General features: G+C 56.1%; 16 protein-coding genes. 5 read left to right on the forward strand and 11 right to left on the reverse strand.

Going from position 1 to position 19,216, the window contains the following annotated elements; all coding sequences use genetic code 11:
• Window positions 1-3: 3 nt before the first annotated feature.
• A complete protein-coding gene (locus IEX04_RS02740) occupies window positions 4-3,345 on the reverse strand; it encodes a sacsin N-terminal ATP-binding-like domain-containing protein (protein WP_188683508.1) in 3,342 nt (1,113 codons plus the stop codon).
• Between the two features lie 970 nt (window positions 3,346-4,315).
• Window positions 4,316-4,762, reverse strand: a complete 447-nt coding sequence (locus tag IEX04_RS02745) for an SRPBCC family protein (protein WP_188683509.1) — start codon at window positions 4,760-4,762, stop codon at window positions 4,316-4,318.
• A 107-nt stretch (window positions 4,763-4,869) separates the two neighbouring features.
• Between IEX04_RS02745 and IEX04_RS02750 the strand changes: the two genes are divergently transcribed.
• Window positions 4,870-6,537 carry an alkaline phosphatase D family protein gene (locus IEX04_RS02750; protein ID WP_229676968.1) on the forward strand — a complete coding sequence of 556 codons (1,668 nt, stop codon included), beginning with the start codon at window positions 4,870-4,872 and terminating at the stop codon, window positions 6,535-6,537.
• A gap of 119 nt (window positions 6,538-6,656) precedes the next feature.
• Here IEX04_RS02750 and IEX04_RS02755 read toward each other — a convergent pair whose 3' ends face one another.
• A complete protein-coding gene (locus IEX04_RS02755) occupies window positions 6,657-7,739 on the reverse strand; it encodes a carboxylate-amine ligase (protein WP_188683511.1) in 1,083 nt (360 codons plus the stop codon).
• 292 nt (window positions 7,740-8,031) lie between these two features.
• On the opposite strand from IEX04_RS02755, the gene IEX04_RS02760 reads away from it, so the two are divergent.
• Window positions 8,032-9,216, forward strand: a complete 1,185-nt coding sequence (locus IEX04_RS02760) for a TerC family protein (RefSeq protein ID WP_188683512.1) — start codon at window positions 8,032-8,034, stop codon at window positions 9,214-9,216.
• A gap of 659 nt (window positions 9,217-9,875) precedes the next feature.
• On the opposite strand, the gene IEX04_RS02765 is transcribed toward IEX04_RS02760, so the two are convergent.
• Both IEX04_RS02765 and IEX04_RS02770 read right to left on the reverse strand, forming a co-directional pair.
• Window positions 9,876-10,460, reverse strand: coding sequence for a type IV toxin-antitoxin system AbiEi family antitoxin domain-containing protein (locus IEX04_RS02765; protein WP_229676969.1), 585 nt, complete (start codon window positions 10,458-10,460; stop codon window positions 9,876-9,878).
• 14 nt (window positions 10,461-10,474) lie between these two features.
• Complete coding sequence (locus tag IEX04_RS02770) at window positions 10,475-10,732, reverse strand: hypothetical protein (RefSeq protein ID WP_188683513.1); 258 nt, start codon at window positions 10,730-10,732, stop codon at window positions 10,475-10,477.
• A 158-nt stretch (window positions 10,733-10,890) separates the two neighbouring features.
• On the opposite strand from IEX04_RS02770, the gene IEX04_RS02775 reads away from it, so the two are divergent.
• Together IEX04_RS02775 and IEX04_RS19105 are read left to right on the forward strand one after the other, a co-directional pair.
• A complete protein-coding gene (locus tag IEX04_RS02775) occupies window positions 10,891-11,607 on the forward strand; it encodes an NADPH-dependent F420 reductase (protein WP_188683514.1) in 717 nt (238 codons plus the stop codon).
• 233 nt (window positions 11,608-11,840) lie between these two features.
• Window positions 11,841-12,125, forward strand: a complete 285-nt coding sequence (locus IEX04_RS19105) for an MBL fold metallo-hydrolase (protein WP_382344446.1) — start codon at window positions 11,841-11,843, stop codon at window positions 12,123-12,125.
• Window positions 12,126-12,308: 183 nt separating this feature from the next.
• On the opposite strand, the gene IEX04_RS02785 is transcribed toward IEX04_RS19105, so the two are convergent.
• Window positions 12,309-12,863 carry a type 1 glutamine amidotransferase domain-containing protein gene (locus IEX04_RS02785; RefSeq protein WP_188683515.1) on the reverse strand — a complete coding sequence of 185 codons (555 nt, stop codon included), beginning with the start codon at window positions 12,861-12,863 and terminating at the stop codon, window positions 12,309-12,311.
• Between the two features lie 256 nt (window positions 12,864-13,119).
• Between IEX04_RS02785 and IEX04_RS02790 the strand changes: the two genes are divergently transcribed.
• On the forward strand, window positions 13,120-13,338 hold the full coding sequence (locus tag IEX04_RS02790) for a hypothetical protein (protein ID WP_188683516.1): 219 nt from the start codon (window positions 13,120-13,122) through the stop codon (window positions 13,336-13,338).
• A gap of 324 nt (window positions 13,339-13,662) precedes the next feature.
• Here IEX04_RS02790 and IEX04_RS02795 read toward each other — a convergent pair whose 3' ends face one another.
• The 5 genes from IEX04_RS02795 to IEX04_RS02815 form a co-directional block, all read right to left on the reverse strand.
• Window positions 13,663-15,633, reverse strand: a complete 1,971-nt coding sequence (locus tag IEX04_RS02795) for an acetoacetate--CoA ligase (protein ID WP_229676970.1) — start codon at window positions 15,631-15,633, stop codon at window positions 13,663-13,665.
• Window positions 15,630-16,238, reverse strand: a complete 609-nt coding sequence (locus IEX04_RS02800) for a cupin domain-containing protein (RefSeq protein WP_188683517.1) — start codon at window positions 16,236-16,238, stop codon at window positions 15,630-15,632. Before IEX04_RS02800 ends, IEX04_RS02795 begins: the two co-directional genes overlap by 4 nt.
• A complete protein-coding gene (locus tag IEX04_RS02805; RefSeq protein WP_188683518.1) occupies window positions 16,238-17,254 on the reverse strand; it encodes a fumarylacetoacetate hydrolase family protein in 1,017 nt (338 codons plus the stop codon). Before IEX04_RS02805 ends, IEX04_RS02800 begins: the two co-directional genes overlap by 1 nt.
• A gap of 83 nt (window positions 17,255-17,337) precedes the next feature.
• The gene (locus IEX04_RS02810; protein ID WP_188683519.1) at window positions 17,338-18,168 is read right to left on the reverse strand and encodes an ABC transporter substrate-binding protein; all 831 of its coding nucleotides are present in this window, start codon (window positions 18,166-18,168) and stop codon (window positions 17,338-17,340) included.
• On the reverse strand, window positions 18,165-19,196 hold the full coding sequence (locus tag IEX04_RS02815) for a fumarylacetoacetate hydrolase family protein (RefSeq protein WP_188683520.1): 1,032 nt from the start codon (window positions 19,194-19,196) through the stop codon (window positions 18,165-18,167). Before IEX04_RS02815 ends, IEX04_RS02810 begins: the two co-directional genes overlap by 4 nt.
• Between the last annotated feature and the right edge of the window lie 20 nt (window positions 19,197-19,216).

The following is a 19,216-nucleotide window of genomic DNA, read 5'->3' on the forward strand; positions in this document are numbered from 1 at the left end:
CAACTAGTCCTCAAACCGAGTTTGCCCACCGAGTTTTTTAACGTTTTCAGCAATACTGACTGCTGCCTCCGTTGGAATACCGATTGACATGTCTACCTCGAAATTAATTCTGAGATCAAAAACTTCGGCTTGCGGATTATCCAAGTAGCTAAGAACTGCTCGTTCGATTAGCTTTAGTTGATCGCTCAAGTTTCGCGATGAGTCAAGCGGGATGAAACCGCTCGCATGAGTCTTTAGCGGTTCCACTTCAGGTTCTGGTTCCGGCTCAGCGTTGGTCGTGCCAGGCTTTGGCGACGAAGATGTCTTTGCCAGTCTTCGCATTTCTACTTCTACGTCTGCGGCCCTACGTGAGCTTCCAATATCAAGAAGCAATGCTGTTAAAAGTCTCCGAGTAGACAGCGCGTTGGAGAAATAAAAATTGGAGCCCTCACGAAATGTCTCATGTTCTTCGACATCCATATCGTCGGAATAACTATTCGAACGTACGGTCTTCAGGGTTGTACATGGCACACATTTAAAGCTTCGCCTGATTTTTGGCTCGATCCTATGGAGCACAGGGAATAGTGCGGCGATAGTCTCAACTTCTCCATCGTCATCTTTCTCATACTCAAAGACACTGAAAAATTCGATTCGAACTTCTTGAACCTTCCAATTTCGAATCAAAGCCTCTTTGAGTTCGTAGTCCTCAACATAAATAACGGAACTCTTTGCCGTCTTTAATAAGTACTCGCATGTGTCCTTGTCTTGCGTCACTTTAATGAGGTTCGCAGGATATTTACGCTGTCCTCCGTTCGGCCCTTCGACTAGCAACTGTTCTGGTCGTTTGGCACCTCGCAACGCCAATAAGCCATAAAGCTCATGGACACGTGAGACAGGAAGTTTCTCTTCGGCTAGCGGAAGCACGAAGCTCCAGTTGATCTTGTCGATAGTTGTCGGCAGCTCTAGTTTTTCCGCGTGTGAAGGGCCAGGGTATGGCAAGTAGCCGATCGGAATGCCATCAACGTCGCCAGAACAGTACCGTACATCTATGAAACCCAACCTGGTTTGCAGCACTCCGTAGTTTCGCACCCACCACATGTCAGGGCCTTCGATTACTTTGGGGTCTTTATAAGCGCTACTGAACTCCACCTTCGACTTGAACATATCGTTAGAAAGAAGTCGCTGGGTCGTTTTTTCTCGAGTACGAATTGATGCTTCGCGAAGTAAATGAAGGCCCTCTGTAGTTAAAGCGGGTTTAAAACGAAGAGAAAATTCGGAAACTGGAACCGGTGTTGACCTTGATTCTTCCGAAATTCTTGCTGCTTCAGATTTCTTCCACACCTTGTAGGTTGGATCGTCAACCGTTGCCAATGGATCAGAGAGGGCGCTTCTAACATTCAAATTTCTTATTAGGGTTAGATCCTGTCGATGGAACTGAACATCAACGAGAAGGGACTCATCGCCAACGCTATCTCCCGCAATAAGGCCATTGGGTAACCACATATCAGCAGTTGGGCGCCAACGACCGTCTTTCGCTCGGACCCGCAATTTATCTACTTCGAGTTTCTCCCCGATCAGCGAAAGCATCTCTGGGACAGGTAACGCTCGCGAAAGTCGCCACAACGAAAGAGTCGCGCCCTCATCGTCATAATTCTTGGCAACTTGTCGTGCTATACGAGCGACTTTCCCTCTGTCGTCGAGGACATGAAAGCCTAACTTACGAAGAAGCGTGCTGACATCGCCATAGTGCAAGAATTCATAGTCGACGAGATTGGCTCCCTCATCGTGCGCGTCCATCGGTAGAAATGTCTGAGTAACGATGGGCTGACGAACGCTACCATCATGCATGCGTACAATCCGACTTCGACGCATGGCTGCCAGAAGATCTGGGTGGCGTTGTTCAATTTCAACGGCCAATCTAAGAGCATGTTCAAAGTCATCGAATTGGCCCCCATAAGTAACCTCTTCTAACCATTGCTCAATTGTGGCCCTACCTTTATTAGCAAGGCCCAAAAGCCGGCGAATAACGAGTCGTCGCTCTTTGGTGGCCACGGCAGACGGATGGAGCCAAGGACGTTCAGATCCTACCCAGCGTGACCACATTTCTTCTAAATAATCCACATCTGAAAGATCCGGTGGGAAAATCAAATCGGAAATATTCCGGAGTTCACCTGACCTAGCAGGCAGACAGGGGACTACGGACAAAGCTATGAAGATAGGTTCATTGATTACGGTATCGGCCCACGAGATTACTTCGCGCCCACGTGCCGGCAGTAAGTCCAAATAGCTGGAAGGATCGGCTTCATCTTGGAAAGAAGCTAAGGCTCCTGCAACCATAGTTGGTAGAGCATTTTGAAGAATTTCTTTGTTATATAGCGTTTGAAGCATGCTATGTCGGTCTTCATTCATCTTGAACGCAGCATTAACTATTCCCCGAAGCGAGGTGGTGTGACTCGTTGGGAAATAATTCCAGAAGCTACCCCGTTGTCTCCGCGAATTCCCGGTAATTGGAACCGCCCAAGTTACTTCGACGGTGTCGCGGGCAGCAATTGCGCCGGCCTCAACACTCGCCATTGCGCTGACCTTATGGTTATAGCGGAATATTCTCCAGTCTTCTGAAGCACCCTCGGATTCTAATGTGACGAAGGATCCTTCCCGTCGTGCAGTCCATACGACTAGGCTTCCTTCGATCATGTTTTCGAACTCGAGGGAACCTATATTTTGCGAAAAAAGTAGGAATTCATGTGGAAAATTATTCATCGCGTCGCTGAGCCATTTTGCTTGTTGCGCTAATGGAAGTTTAACGACAGTACTAGACCATTTCATTAGCTCGCGCAGAATATGATCATCTTTTGCTTCGTCAACAGGATCCACTGGAGTTGCTATCCGTAGCACAGGATAAGATGCCAACCCGGGATACAAAGGTTCAAGAAGCTGATTGCTATATTCGCGATCCCATTTTACAGAACCACTTTTGCTGAAAATCTGCGGAGAGTCAGAAATCTGAATTACCGATTTGAATCCCAATCCAAAACGCCCGATTTGATCATCGCGCTTCTCAGAGGAGTGCGAAAGCATCAAAGTTCGATACCCCGACTCAGTGAAGGCCGCCCCTTCATTGGCACAGTACAGCGCATCGTCAGTCAGAACAATTCTCACACGGCCATTGGGTTGGTCGATCGCGTCAGCGGCATTCTGAATAAGTTCATTTAGCTGTTTGCGGCCGTACCCACTCTGAGTAATCGCCTGTTCGATGTTGCTGTGTTCACGAACCAGATCTGGTCGGGCTTTATAAGCGTTCAACGCTTGCACAGTCTCATCCGCGACGAATTGATTCAGACTACTGTCTACGCCAGCCCATGACATACCTATCAAGTTCTCCTCCCAAAAAGAGAAACATTCCGACAAATCCTAAAACGGATACACCAAGTATTGATTTAATGAAGTGCAGCAACCTACGTGATGTAAACGCACACAACTAAACGCATGCTCTGAATGCAACAGTACACCGGTAAAGGTTATGTACTGTAGATCCTTGAGTCATGAACGTTCGTAATATAAGGCGTTACTTTCGCCGAAAAATTAGGTCTTTTTGCTATAAAAAAATCTCTCTTTTGGAAGATATGACGTCTAGTTCGGTGTCATACACAAGCATCGGTACCTAATTCATGCATTTCTGACGAACGAATGAAGGCATTGAACGCAATCATGTCCAGCGTTTTCACTCAAATTTCCCGAATACTTAGGTAATCGGAAAAGTTCTTCTGGACGGAAACTCCTTCACAGCTTCATTACTGCAATACCTCGGCCGATACAATAGGACTTGCTCGTTTCAACTTAATGAGATCGTGATGACTCTTAAGCTGCCACCAATGCAGTGCGATCAGCTCTATGAAAGTATGGCGTCACCGGCGACTACGTGCCGAACCTATCATCAAACTCATCGAGTCGATATCGTCTCGCCCCTGGCCATCGCACCGAAGGTTGTTGGATAGGGGAAGCTGGTGCGAAGCACTCTCGATAATATGCATCCGATAACCGCCAGTATTTGGGAAACCCACGTGGTCTCCCGCCGCGATGCCGTGCGGAAATTCGAAGCTCCTACGCAAGATCAGCTCTTCCTCCATGCAATAAGTACCCACTAAGAATCCGTTGCCTTGCTTCCGCTCCCGTCGCGGAGTTGTCGCATGAATAAGTATTGGGTCTACCAAAAAGTCAGCGGAGGTTGAACGACATTCCGCCGATGAGCTCGGTGAACTTGCGCAAGAACGCGTCGCTGCGGCTGGGCACGCTGTTTTGCCACGTCATTGACGAGCCACTCAGGGCAAAAGGCACCTTACTCGGAGGCCTCGGGGAACTGCCCGGCCAGCCGTTCCAGGGTGCGTTCCATATTGGGCCCGGTGCTCCGGGTGAAGCCCATCAGCCGCAGCAGCCATTGGTGCCGCACCCGGCTCGCGTCCCAGGTTTCGCTGACCAGCGTCCCGGCCCCGACAGCTTCCAACTCGTAGCGCCACCGATGCCCGCTGAAGTGCCGCCAGGCGATCTGCCGGTCTTGCTCGAACTCCACCACGGTATTGCTGATCCGGTACGGGACACCCAAGCGCATCTGCATGCCGAACTCGCTGCCCAGGCTGAGCTTGCTTCCCTGCGCGTTCGAGGCCCGCAGCGTTCCGGAGCCGTCGATGACCGGGTGCATGGCCGGATCGGTGAGCAGTTCAAAGATCTCTGAAGGCGCGGCGGCCACGAGGCGGCGGCGGGTTTGCAGATACGGGGATTCACTCATCAGCCCATCCTAGGCATCATCTGCTCCCCTGCCCGGCAGCCGGGCCTATCCCCCACGAAGTTGTTGTGCCATTCTTGGTTCACCTGCACCCTCAGGAAGGAAAATCGATGAGCCCGCGAAACGATCAGGACCTTGTCCTTGGCCCGATGCTCCGCCACGTGGATGCCAGCTCAGCCAGTATCTGGGTGGAGACAGCTCGGTCTGGCACCGTCGAGGTCCGCTGCGGTGAAGAAACCTGGCGTGCGCCGACATTTGGTGCCCACGGCCACCACTATGCGTTGGTTGAGGTGACGGGGCTGGAGGTTGGAAGCGTTTATCCCTACAGCGTACATCTAGATGGGGAACCGGTCTGGCCGCGCGATGATGGCTTCCCCGAATCATTCATCGCCACTATCGACCCGGCCAAGAAGCCACGGCTGGCCTTCGGGTCCTGCCGCACCAGCATTCCGCACGACGCGGCGGGCAACCGCAAGCACGGTGTTGACGCGATGCGCGCCTACGCCCTGTCCATGGCGAGCCCAGAACACGGACCGTGGCCGGATCTGATGTTCTTCCTCGGCGATCAGGTTTATGCGGACTCCACCAGTGAGCAGATGCGCGAGTTCATCCGTAGCCGGCGCGATATCAGGGACGAACCCGGGGCGGAGCTGAAGGACTTTGAGGAATACGCCCACCTGTACCGGTTGGCTTGGTCGGACCCGGCCAACCGTTGGCTTCTTTCCACCCTGCCCAGCGCGATGATCTTCGATGACCATGATATCCGCGACGATTGGAACTCCTCGCTGAGTTGGAAGCAGGATATGGAGCAGAGAAGCTGGTGGCACCAACGCATTGTTGCGGGCCTCGGCTCATATTGGATCTATCAGCACTTAGGCAATCTCTCCCCCGAGGGGCGGGCTGCAGATCCACTCTGGCAACGCATCAAGGCGCACACCGGCCCCGAAGAATTGGATATCACCGCCGATTTGGACCGGTTCGCCGAGCGCGTCGATGCCGCACCGGAAGAATACAGCTTCAGCTACTGCCGCGACTGGGATACGGTGCGGCTGATCGTGGTGGACTCCCGTGCCGCACGCAGCCTCGACCCCGAAGAGCGTGCCCTGCTCGACCCACCGGAAAATGCGTGGCTCGACGAACATATGCAAGGAGGATTCCGCCACCTGCTCGTCGCTACCTCACTGCCCTTCCTGCTGCCCATGGGACTGCATCACGTGGAAGCGTGGAACGAGGTCTACTCCTCCGGGCAACGCGGCCCGGCCCGGGCGTGGCTCGGGGAACGGCTGCGCCGGGCCGTGGATCTTGAGCATTGGGCGGCATTCCAGCAAAGCTTCCAGAACGTCGCCCGGTGGGCCACCGAGGTCGCCGACGGCCAGCGCGGACCGGCCCCGCAGACCGTCACCTTCCTCTCCGGGGACGTGCATTTCTCCTACGTCTCCGAGGTCGAACGCGAGACCGGAAGCAGGATCCTGCAAGCCGTGTGTTCGCCCATCCGCAACCCGCTGCCCCGGTTCATGCGCTACTTTGCCGCAGCCCTGGCCTTGGGTCCGGCCGTCCCGTTCGGGGCGTGGATGGCGCGCAGGGCACATGTGCCGGACCCGCCCTTTCGCTGGAACGGCATCAAGGGTCCCTGGTTCGACAACAATTTGGCCATCCTCGAGGACACCGAAGACGGGCTGGTGATCAGCTGGGTCACCGGGGTGGTTGACCACCGAGACCATCTGCACCCGAGGCTGGAAACCGTCGAAGTGGCAGTGCTCGAGCCGCGCGAGGGTTGATGCGACCTGCAGACATGGGGCTGCACATCTGTTTGCTTCATTCCACGGCCTGCTGGAGGTCATCGGCGTGCAGCAAGAGCGCGCCGAGAGGTTATTGAACCCATGTGAAAGATCTCTGTTTAGATGCAGAAATTAGCGGCTCCTTCGAGGGTCAGCTGCTCCAATCCGCCGCGATCCCAGCTGCTGCGTTGGCGGCGGGCTCCATTGCCCTGCGACTGAATCAGATTCAGTTGTTCGAGTACGTAAGTCTCATCCCCATTCTTTTTTAATGCATCAGCAACATAGTCCAGAAGCTGCTGCGTCGCCGCTTGTGAATCAATATTCACTGCGTGCCACGGATCGAAGAAACTGCCGTCCAAACCATGCTTGGCAGCCTGCCACAAACTCAGTTCCAAGAGCCCCGTTGAAAGCTGAGGATCCTGCGGAGGGCTCTCCACGACGGTATCGACGATCGCCCGGATGAGCAGGGCGAACATCACCGATTCCCGGGGAGAAAGCTGAGTATCAGCCACCCGCACTTCAACCGTTGGATATCGTTCAGAAAGCCGGACACTCCAAAAGATATGCCCGTTATCCAGGACAACTTCTGAAGCAGAAATCCTCTTCATATACTGTTCGTAGCCCTCGATGCTCTCAAATGCTGGAGGGATGCCCGTGACAGCCCATCGCTGATAGTGGATGGTCCGCCACGATGCGAAGCCGGTGTCCTCTCCGTTCCAAAATGGCGAATTCGCCCCGATGGCAGAAAGTATGGGAAGCCAGGACCGCAGCGCATTCATGGTTCGAAGGCCCACACTGAGGTCCGGAATTTGCACGTGAACATGTAGCCCACAGATGAAATGTTCTCTGGCAAGGGCCGGAGCAAACCGTGAAATCTGATGGTAACGCTCTCCCGGAGCGAAACTGACCTCCGCTGGAAATACGGGTAAGGTTCCGGAAGCTATGGGCGTGATGCCGTGATTCATGCATCTTTGTTTCAGCGCGGTGCGGTAGGCATCAAGGGACTCAAGGGCTTCTATGCCGCTGGCGCAAATCGCTGTGGCGCTTTCAATTTGGCAAGCCAGCAGTTCATACTGAGTCGTACTTCCGGCAATGCGGGTACCGAGAAATTCTTCGCTCACGTCCGCCGGTATTGATCGAGGCATGAAAGTCTTGGAATCCAGAAGGAAGAACTCTTCCTCAATTCCGAAAGCCCGGCCCATGATTGCCTCATTTCCGATCCCTGATCCAAAGATCCGCGTGGTGGCGGCGAACCGATGAAATGAACAGTAGAGCCGATGCCTGCAGGGAAGGAAAATACTTCTGGAAGTTTCAGCGAATCCCCAGTTTTGGCGCCGCCGCTTTCCCCATTCAGATTCCAGGCCTTCGTCTGGAGGACCGGCTTGAATTCCGGGCGTCCTTTCAGGAACCGCAGACCGGTCGCCGCCGTGAACTAGCATTGACCATGTACCCGCCCTGACCTCCAAGCCCCCATCTCTTGAAAGCAGGAATATCATGGCTGTTTCTCCCCTGATCTGGGGCATCACCATCGTGGTCATCCTGGCTCTGCTGGCCTTCGACTATTTCTTCCACATCCGCAAGGCACACGTCCCCACCCTGAAGGAAGCGGCCATCTGGTCCTCCATCTACGTGGGCATCGCCCTGGTCTTTGGCATCCTCGTCCTGGTTTTTGGCGGCGCCACCATGGGCTCGGAGTACTTCGCCGGATACATCACCGAAAAGGCCCTCTCGGTGGACAACCTCTTCGTCTTCCTGATCATCATCGCCAGCTTCAAAGTTCCGCGCGAGGACCAGCAGAAGGTACTGCTCTTCGGCATCGTGTTCTCCCTGATCGCCCGCACCGGATTCATCTTCCTCGGCGCGGCACTGATCAACTCCTTCGCCTGGGTGTTCTACGCCTTCGGCCTGATTTTGCTGCTCACCGCCGGCAACCTGCTTAAACCCAAATCAAATGGCGACGAAGCTGACAACTTCATGATCCGTCTCGCCCGCAAGTTCTTCCACACCTCGGAGCACTACGACGGCGACAAGCTGTTCACCGTGGAGAACGGCAAAAGAGTGCTTACCCCGATGCTGCTGGTCATGGTCGCCATCGGCGGAACCGACATCCTCTTCGCTCTGGATTCGATCCCTGCCATCTTTGGCCTGACCCAGAACGTCTACATCGTCTTCACCGCCACCGCGTTCTCCCTCATGGGCCTGCGCCAGCTCTACTTCCTGATCGACGGCCTCCTGGACCGGTTGATCTACCTCTCCTACGGTCTGGCGGCGGTCTTGGGATTCATCGGCGTCAAACTGATCCTGCATGCAATGCACGAAAACACTCTGCCGTTCATCAACAACGGCGAACCGGTCCCGGTCATCGAGATCACCACCGGCCTATCGCTGACCGTCATCATCGGCGTCCTGGTCATCACCGTACTGGCCTCGCTGCTGAGCAAGGCCGGCAAAGCACAAACCGCGATCAACAACGCCCGGCGGCACGCGGTCAACTATCTTGATCTGGACTACACAGCAGATCCCGCCGAACGCGAGCGCATCTACACCGCCCTGCGCGAAGAAGAACGCCAGATCGAAACTATGGATCCCAAGTACCGCAACAAGGCCAAGGACGTCGAAGCGATACGTGCCGAGGTGGCCAAGGCCCACCGGAAGCACGAGGAATACCTCTCCCCCTAACCACAAGGCCGCAGGAGAACCATGAATGCGTCCTTCCTCCCACCGCCCCAACACGTGGCAGGAACGCGGACGAATACGAAGAAAATGATCTCCAATAATCACTGGCCGCTTCCACGATCACCGCAGCCACCCGTTGCTCGACCAGAAAAACACGCACTACGCACACTTAGGCGTGACCGTGTTGGTAAACGACTTCTTGCTTTAGACGGGGCGCAGGATCCAGTCTGTGCTGCCCCTCTTGTAAACATCTGTGCCTACGGCACGTTGATAAATGAGCTCCGTCGAAGGTACCTTCTCATCCTCAATTTCTTGGTGACTCTCGAAATGAGGTGTTTGTTGAGAAGAAGATGGGGACCAAAGCATAAGGAATCTAGCAGTCGTGCTTTTCTGGTTCAAGGCTGGAGGCGGTCGTCGGATCTGCTGCTGGAGCCTGTCTCGTGGGAAGTCCCCACCGCGCCTGGCAGCACATCAAGTAGCTTGCTTCTTAGCCGAAATAAGAGACGAAGGTGAGCCGGCAGCCCCACCATAGAAGCCTGAATCCAGTGCTATCAAGCCTGAAGCGTGTCCATCAACAGCTAAGCCCTATTTTTAGCTTTCGTCTGATCCTTTACTGGCGGCGCGGGCTGCTTTCTGGATCTGCCGGTAGATCTCATTAGCGTTCAAGACAGCAGCTCCAAGGCATTGAGGACTAATGATTTAGCCCGAGGTAGTTGGGTGGCGAGTTGCATCAGCTGGGCTGGTTTGCCGCCGCGGCGCATCCATTCTTTGGTCGCGTCCCGGGCAATCTCATAGCCAATGGACGAGCGTAGACGGAAGCAATCAACAATCGTTCGCTCGGGGCTATAGATGCCGATCGGTTGCGAGCTACCCGGGATCGTGATCTCTTCGCGGCCCAGGTCAAAAGTTTCTTTGTCGAAATGGTGCCAGCGAATCGCCCCCTGGGTTTGGGGCGTGCGGGCACCGCGCGGGATCGCCACATCCAACGCGTCAGGGACCTCGTCAGTGAGGTCGTAATGGGCCAGTGCCGAAATGAGGCAGATCGTGGCATCAGGACGGCGCGTGGAAGCCTCCAGTTGATCCCAGTCCATCGGCGGAGCGTCAGAAGGCAGATAAATGCCGCGGGCGATCCGCTCCCAACGCCCCTCATTCACGCCCCGCAACAAGGCGCTGCGCGTCAGTCCTTGCAGGGTATCGGGCTTGACCGCCCGCAACCCTGCAGATCTGCTGGGCCTGTTTGCGCTCATTCAACTTCCACCCCTCATGCAGCAAAACGTTTACAGATAAGTTTATCTGTAGACGTTTTGTTGCGCCACCCCGGCTGCTGCGGCATCATCCTGGCCTTTTCGAAGCCACAGCACCCGGGATCCCACGCAAGTAAAGCCCCGGCCGAGATGCTCCACGAAGAAAAACACAGAAGGTGAAAGCACCACCCTTGGCCGGACTGGGCCAGCACCATCACCGGCACCATCACCACGACCACGGCAATCACGATCTTCGGCATCACGATCACCGGCATCGTTACCGCAACCCCAAGCACGAACACGCTCGGCGAACACGCGGCACAACGTGCCAACTAGGGACTTTTGACGGCCAGAAGGTAGTTCAATCCATTGGGACAGCTGCCATGTGAACCACTGGCACCCAAAGAACTGAACATTATCGGAAGGAAGATCAATGCCAACGCTTGGAATCATCGGAAGCGGAAACATCGGATCGGCAATCGCTCGATTGGCCGTTGCATCGAATATGAACGTGGTCATTGCGAACTCCCGCGGCATCGAGTCTCTTCGAGAACTCATTGCCGAACTTGGACCAATGGCCAGTGCTGGCACAGTTGAACAAGCCGCGGATTCCGCAGATGCAGTTGTGCTTTCCATTCCGCTCACCGCAGTCAAGGATCTGCCAACCGGATTACTGCGCGGCAAGATTGTCCTGGACACCAGCAACTACTACCCCTTCCGCGATGGCCGCATTGCTGAACTCGACGCGGGAACGACGACTACCAGCGAGTTGGTGGCGAGGTGGCTCGATGGGGCGTTCTATGTCAAAGCCTTCGGAAATATCCTGGCACATCATATTCCCCTTCTTGTCCGTCCCAGCGATGCTCCTGATCGATCGGTGCTGCCGATCGCGTCCAATGACGCCGAGGCCAAGATTCAAGCAGCGGCACTCATTGAACGCCTGGGCTTCGATACTCTGGATGCAGGCACGCTCGCGAAGACATGGGCGTTTGAACCTGAATCCGCAGGATACACGCGCATTTATCTCGCTGACCCGAGCACGCCCGATGACCAGCTGCTTTCCTCGATTCCTAGCCCGACGCCGGCTGATCAGGTCAAGGCCGCGTTGGATTCCGCGACTCGTGTGAACGTTGCCGAACGCGCCTTCTAAGTTAGCCAGTCTTCCCGCCTAGCGGGACCTGAGCGCCTTGCCGTGAGCGTTCCCTTCAGTTCGCTCACGGCGGTATGGCCGCAACCGGCCAATGTCATGGTATTTGGCCACGCAATTCAAGGCATTGCCTGACGCGGCACGGCTGGTAGCCAATCGCGCCTGGTGGCCCGAACCTGTAGCCGAAATCCGCCGCATCCGAGAAAAAATACTCCCCCGTACCCGGCAATCCCCAGGTGCTGTTCACACCGGGGCACACCCACGGGCGCTACTCCTACTATTTCCCAGATCATGGTGCCCTCGTCGCCGGAGATGCGATAGTGACCTACAATCCCTACCGGGCAATGTCCTCTCCGCAGATCGTTTCCGACGCTGCCACAGTGGATCTTAAAAGAGCGCTTGAGTCCTTAGCAGTTCTTGCAGCGACGGGCACGCAAACTGTCTTACTGGGCCACGGAGAACCTTGGCATCAGGGGCTGGAACAGTTGGTTCGCATAGCTAGGTCCCACGGCAGCTCATAAGTCCGATCCTAGAAGAGCAGCACAAATCAGCAACGAGCGACAGTCCAAGCATCTTCTGAAGAATAAGAATCTTCCACCTATCTTGCCCGCAGTTTCTGGATGTTTAAAAGGATTGAACATAAAGCCGTGGCACTACTCTGCGACGTGTATGCCGCGAATACCCATCTGGGTTGTTACAGCCAGTTAGTGACTGAGCTCTTCGATAATTGCATCGTTGAAGGTTGCCAGATCGCCCGGGTTGCGTGAAGTGATTAAAGCAAAGTTCTCTGCCGGGCAACGAAAAACCTGTTCGTCTTTCCAGGTGCCGCCAGCATTGATGACGTCTGCCTTAATAGACTTGTATGAAGTGAGGGTCTTATTTTTCACTAATCCTGTTTCAACCAGTAGCCACGGACCGTGGCATATCGATGCCACCGGGCGTCCAGATGCTGCGAATGACATTACGATGCGTTGAGCATCTGTATCCAGTCGGAGATTGTCTGCGTTCAGCGTGCCTCCCGGAACGAGTAATAGATCGAACTCGCTTTCGCGGACTTCAGATAATTTTTCGTCCACCTCGAAGACCTCGCCTAAGTCCCAGTCGCCGACGAGGGTCTGAACCTGGCCTGTTTCAGGAGCGGCGATGGTGACTTTGATTCCAGCACGTTCTAATTTCTCGACAGGCTCCTTCAACTCATCCTGCTCGACTCCGCGGTTGGAAACCACGACGAGGACTTTCTTATCTGTTAACTCGGACATGAGGTGTTCCTTTCATTTGGGTTCCAGAGCTAGCTTGGCACTCCGGGTACAACCTAGCAAGAGGTGATCAGGAAATATTCAGCCGAGCATGCACAGCGTCCTGTGCTTTAGCTTGTGTGAGGGAAGCCAAGGAGGATCTTTGACTCTATGGATCGCAGCGCTGAATGTCATCCCGCTAATGGCCGCAGGCCGAACAGCATACGGATATTTGGTCGGGCTGGTTCTGATTTGGGGACCTAACCGAAGGAGAAAGATCATGGCAGATGAAAACAACTCCGGACAGTTCGGAAACCGGGAAGACACCGAAGAGCAGGCCCGGAAGGGCGGCGAAGCGAGCTTCGGCAGCTTCGGCAGCTTCGGCAGCTTCGGCAGCTTCGGCGAAGAGAACAGCGCCGATCCAAGCGAAGCAGGGCGCAAGGGGGCTGATGCCCAGTCAACGGAAGCGAAAGCTCGTGGCGGAGAAAACAGCCACTAGAGCCCTTTGCTGAATTTTGGCAGCTGGCACGGAAATTTCCGTGCCAGCTGCCGTCAGCAACTATTCATGTCGGCTTTCCACCTGGCCCGCGGGAAAACTGCGGCCTGTTCCGGGAACGCCATGAAAGACAACGCGAGGTTCCAAGGCCATCCGCTCAATATTTCACTAGCTCGCACCACTTCACTTGCTGCGGGGTAGCTTCTACTCTCTGGCCCTCCTGATCCGCTGTAGGCGAAGGAATGGCCTGGATCAATCCATGTTTCGACCCGGAAACAGGTCTATCCCGCAACACCATGTGGGTGCCACGGGATAGAGCGTCGCCTCTTAAGAAATCACTGCTAGCTTCTCCAACGCAAACTTGGAGTATTCTTCCAGCAGCTCTGGATCATCCACTGCACCGAGGTCTGCAACCTGGTCAAGTGGCGCTCCTTGAAGCATTCGTTTAACCGGCACTTCAAGTTTCTTGCCCGTGCGCGTATGCGGAATAGCACGCATGAACACAATCTCATCGGGCAAGTACCGGACTGAAAGATTCTGCCTTATGGATTGGATTATTGCTGTCTTGGCTACTTCCGGATCCGTCCCGCTGGTCACCTGAACGAAGAGCGGCATGTAGTAATCGGTGCCCAGCTCCACCCCAACGATCAAAGCTTCGGCAACCTCAGGCAGAGATTCAACGGCAGCATAAATATCTGCCGAGCCAAGCCGCAACCCGTTACGGTTGAGCGTTGAATCAGAACGCCCATGGATGAGAATGCCGCGTTGCGTGAACTCGATAAAGTCACCGTGGCGCCATACTCCCGGATATGTACTGAAGTAGCTCTCGTGATACCTGGTACCGTCGTCTCCCCAGAATTTCAGAGGCATTGACGGCATCGGCTTGGTAATTACCAGCTCGCCTTTGCCCGTAGTAGGGTCGCCATGCTCATCCCATGCTTCAACCCGCACACCCAGTGCAGGAGCTTGGATATATCCAACATGGACAGGCAAATTCGGAGATCCTCCTACGAAGATCGACGCGATATCCGTTCCACCACTCATGGAGGCCAGCCAGATGTCCCCCACATGTGAGTAGACCCAGCGAAAGCCATCGGTAGACAGCGGAGAACCGGTAACTTGCAAGCTCTTCAATGAACCAAGATCATGTTCGTCCTGCGGCACCAATTCAGTCTTGGCACATGCATGGACAAAACCTGCACCTACACCAAGAACCGCAACCCGCTCCTGAGCTGTAATCTGCCAGACCCTATCCAATGAAGGGAACGTGGGATTCCCGTCAATGAGCACGGCAGTAGCTCCCACACCCAAAGCGCTGACCACTGCATTCCAAAGCACCCAACTGGTCGAAGCCACGTTGAGATACCGATCCCCCGGACGTAAGTCAGAGTGGATCAGAAGCATTTTTAGCTCCTCTAGCAAGGCTCCACCATGCCCGTGCACAATCCCCTTCGGAATACCTGTAGTACCGGAGGAAAACAGCACCCATAGTGGGTGGCTGAACTCGACGTCGGCAAAACGCAGTTCAGCCGGCTCGGCTACTGCCTGTTCCCAAGTGGTAGCGGATGCGGCAGTTTCAATCGTTGGGGTTGAAGTATGCCGGCCAACCCAGATGATGTGTTCCACTGTGGGCAACTGAGCGAAAATCTCGTTCAGTTCCTCCCTGCGATCCCGGTCCTTGCCGCCGAGCATGTAGCCGGGCGCGGCGAGCACTACCTTCGGTTCCAGCTGGGCAAAACGCGAAACGACTGCGCCGGCCCCAAACTCGGGAGCGCAAACTGACCAGATGGCACCGAGCGAAGCGGTGGCGAGCAAACCCACTACTGCTTCGGCGACATTTGGGAGGATCGCTACAACACAATCACCATGGCCCACACCGCGCACGCGCAAATACTGTGCCAGCGCAGCAACTTCTTCCCGCAGGCTCTCCCAGCTGGTTTCCTCGCGTCCGCCATCTTCGGAAATGGCGATCAGCGCGGTGCCCTCATGTCCATGGAGCAAGTGCCGAGCAAAATTCAGCGTTCGTCCGGGAAACCATTTAGTGTTCGGCATTGGGTCTTGGCTCATGACTTCACCAGCCACGCCACCGAACTCAACTCCCGCAAATTTAGCGAAAAGCTCCCAAAACTGCTCTGGTTCATCAACAGACCACTGCCACAGTGACTCGTAGTCAGCGCCGGCTTCATGACCATGCTGCGCCACGAACTCGGTAAATCTGCCGACGCCGGTCTGCGCGAAATCTGCGCTATTGGGCTGCCAAATCAGCTCACCGTCCGCTGCAGCTGCATCGATAATCACGACGCGCCCAAGGATGTGGAACTTGCTTGACGCTGGCTTGCAATTTCTGACGCAGAGATTGGCTCGGTGCCAAACAATACGAACAAGACCCGTGCTGTCCGATCCGTCCGGTTTGACCAGGCGTGGCTGGTAGCGCGCTGGATTGCGACATCTCCGGCCCGCATCGTTGCCTCCCCCTCGTCAACCAGGAGAGTAATTTCGCCTTCCAGAACTACCGCATAATCCAAGGATTCGGTGCGGTGGAACCAGAAGTGCTTTCCACCGCTGCGTTCGGCACCCGCATCGGCTTCTTCATGACCATCCAGTTCGTCAAAAATCGCCGAGTTGGCATCCTTGGGGTACACAGAATCCGGCGGAAAATCTGCGATCCGCATAATCGTCTCTCCCGGAGCCGGGAAACTTGGAATCTCGGTGTCGGCGCCGGCCATGTCAATGTCGCTGACGTGGTCGATGATACCGGCCTTGGTCATCCACGGAACCGTGGCTCCAAAGCCTGGAATCGTGTCCGAGGAGAAATGGTGCGGTGCGTCTGCGTCCGACAGGATGACGGCGAGACCTTGGTCATTGTGGCCGGTAACTACCCGGCGAACTGGTGGGCGGGACATTACGCAACCCAGTTTTCGTGCGGGTACTGGCGTGGTTCTGGCCACCAAGGGGCCTTTTCGCGTTCGGCCGAGATGGGGGTTCGCAACGTGCCAACGCCCTCTAGCTCGAGCTCAATGACGTCGCCCGGCTGCAGGAACGTGCCGATTTCAACGCCCGCGCCGAATCCCATGGTGCCGGAACCGATGAGGTCCCCTGGCTGCAGGCGGTCCGAGATTGAAACATAAGCAAGAAGTTCTGCTGGGGTGTAGACGAAGTCCTCCACCTTGGTCTCGGAAAGTACCTTGCCGTTGACGCGAACTTGGCCTTTGAGGCCTTCAATGGATTTGATTTCGTCCATTGTGGTGACCCATGGACCGATGCCGTAGCCGAAGTCCTTGCACTTCTGCGGGCCCATGCCGATGGGCATTTCCGCGCCCTGGATGTCGCGGGCGCTGAAGTCGTTGAAGACGGTGATGCCGAAGAGATGGTCCATCGCGTTATCCGGCGTCAGGTTGCTGCCGGACTTTCCCACGACATAGCCAATCTCCAGTTCCCAGTCCAACTGTTCGGTGAAATCCGGGTAGGGCAGTTCCTGGTTATGTCCGTAGGACATTGCAGTGGTGCCCTTGAAGAAGCCCGGGCGGTCATAGATCGAGCGTGCCGGCTGCGACTTGGCAACAATCCGGTGGAAGTTCTGGATGTGCTTCTCAAAGGTCAGCCCGTCGCGGATGACCGGGGAGTCAACGGCCGCGCGCCAAGAGACTTCATCAATGGCAAAAGAAGCATCATCGGCTGCAGCCAAGGCGTCGTGTGCTGCGTCAAGGAAGATGGAACCTCCCCCGATTCCCGCGGCCAGGCTTCCGGGAAGCACCGCCAGAGCAAGTGCTCGGGCGCGCTCTGGTTCGGCACCTTTGCGCTGCAAGGTCAGTGCATAGGCCCTTGCCAGGTCGATAACTCGGCCGGAGTCCGGCTCGGCGGCAACCAGGCGAATCTGTTCGCCATCGGGGGTGTCTACTGCAATGCGTCCAAATTTCATGGTTTCTCCTGATTAGTAATAGATTCGATACGTACAGTATCGCATTGTGCTTAGGGAAATGCAATGCTTCAAAAACTCATGGATCAGCTGGCCCGCAGCAGCGGCCCGGTTTCGCACAATTCCGCCAGCGGCTTGCGGCCTGAGAGCATTCCCAGTCCACGGCGAATCTGCGTAAGCAGCTCCCGGCCTATGGGATCCACCGTTAATGTCCTCGCCCGCGCAGCCCATGCAGTTGCCGCGGCGGCCTGATAGCCATGACGCTCAAGCAGCGCTACGCCGGCTTGCACGTCCATCGATTCACCGGCCGCGGCACCGCGTGCCAGCGCACCCAAGTATCCGGTGAGCTCCTCGGATCCCAATAACTCAGTACGCACCACCAGACCTTGGCCCGGCAGCTGCGGCAGAAGTTCGTTCACCTCCGACACACACCTCATACCGGCTTGTTCAGCAAGCTTGTCGAATGGCGGGCCGAGCAGGCTCGCGTCGATTTCTTTAGCCAGCAGTGCTTCAAATCGTTCGCGTACCCCGCCGATCACCACATAATCCACGTCGATTCCTGCGCCGCCCAGCAGATGCCGTGCAAGCAGGGCAAAACCGTTATCCGGGGCGTCCACGGCGAACCTGCATCCAGCCAGATCCGCCATAGTTGCCATCTCGTCACGCGCATAGATGCCCAGCGGGGTGGTCGCCTCGACTTGAGCAATGAGACGCACGTCGGCACCGGCCCGATCCCATTCGAACAAGTTGTCCATGGCGGTGATGGCCACATCGATGGTGCCGTCCAGCAGCCCGGCGAGCTGCTCCGCGCTGGAGGTGGTTCGGGTGGACTGCACCTCAATCTTTTCCAGGAATCCCAGCTCGTCCGCCAGCAGATAGGGTACCGGCGGTACGAAGTGGCTTTGGCGCAGTATCACGAGGCGGCCCCACCGGCTGCGGCAACCGCGACCGGACGGTCTGCGTACCAGGGAGGCAGCTGCCCGGAAGGGCCGCGGACCGTCGAGCGCTGGGTGCCGAGACTGGTGATCTCCGCTTCCATCACATCTCCATCGCGCAGGAATCGGCCCCAGTGCGATCCGTTGCCCGCAGGCGAACCGGTGATCAGCACATCCCCGGGCTGCAGTACTGCAACCGAGGATGCGTAGGCGATCAGGCTCGGGATGTCGAAGAGCAGGTCATCGGCCAGGGCATCTTGCATCAGCGTGCCATTGAGGCTCAACTGGATTCGCAGCTTTGCCGGGTCCGGCACATACCGCTTCGGCACCACATAGGGACCAGTGGGGAAGAATGTCGGCTGGTTCTTCGACCGGAACCAGTCGGTACCCATCATCGCGATGTCGGTGCGCGGCACGAGAGCGCGCGAGGTGACATCGTTGACGATGGTGTACCCGGCGACGTAATCCATGGCATCTGCTGCCGCAACCCGGTGTGCCTTGCGCCCAATGACCACCCCTAGCTCCAGCTCCCAGTCGACGTTACTGCCGACATCGGGCAACTGCACATCGTCATAGGCGCCGCAGACAGCGGAGGGTATCCCGGTCCAGACATATGGATCACCCGTACGGCCGCGTTCATCGATTTCGGCCGCGGCGTCGGCCGCCAATTGATTCTCGTCGGCACCTTCTTTCCCCAGCTTGTGGGCAACGCTCATCTGGATGACGTGCTCACGGTAGTTCGCCCCGGCGGCGATGATGGTGCCCACCGGCTGCACCGGTGGGTGCACCTTCAGGGTCTTGAGCGCACGGCCGCCGGCGGCGGCCGGGTCAAGCTGCTCGAGCGCATCCAGGTGGGAATCCCACTGGGCGAAAAGATCCCCGATCCGGGTGATGCCCGGCAGCACGCTGCGCAGGTCCACGACCCGGTCCCCAAAGACGGCCCCGGGAAATTGCTCCGTGCCATCTTCGAAGGTGCCCAGCTTAAATCCGCTGATGCGAGTTTCCCTCATGAGTCCTCCATGTTCCATGA

The organism is Glutamicibacter ardleyensis (assembly GCF_014644555.1).
GTDB classification, from domain to species: domain Bacteria; phylum Actinomycetota; class Actinomycetes; order Actinomycetales; family Micrococcaceae; genus Glutamicibacter; species Glutamicibacter bergerei.